Origin of the sequence: Domibacillus indicus (genome assembly GCF_023715895.1) — a bacterium.
Taxonomy (GTDB): domain Bacteria; phylum Bacillota; class Bacilli; order Bacillales; family Domibacillaceae; genus Domibacillus; species Domibacillus indicus_A.
Genome location: NZ_JAMBOO010000118.1, coordinates 1 through 279, shown reverse-complemented (window position 1 = coordinate 279; position 279 = coordinate 1). Strand labels below are relative to the sequence as shown.

Annotated in this window: 1 rRNA gene; it reads right to left on the bottom strand. The window is 52.3% G+C overall.

Annotated elements, in window-relative coordinates:
* Positions 1-279: ribosomal RNA gene (locus M3221_RS25900) — 23S ribosomal RNA — on the bottom strand; the annotation flags it as partial.

Below are 279 nucleotides of genomic sequence, written 5' to 3'. Positions count from 1 at the left end.
GGGAGTATTTAGCCTTGGGAGATGGTCCTCCCGGATTCCGACGGAATTCCTCGTGTTCCGCCGTACTCAGGATACACTCAAGAGAGAAGAAGATTTCAGCTACAGGGCTGTTACCTTGTTTCGCGGACCTTTCCAGATCGCTTCACCTATCCTCTTCCTTTGTAACTCCGTATAGAGTGTCCTACAACCCCAAGAGGCAAGCCTCTTGGTTTGGGCTATGTCCCGTTTCGCTCGCCGCTACTCAGGGAATCGCGTTTGCTTTCTCTTCCTCCGGGTACT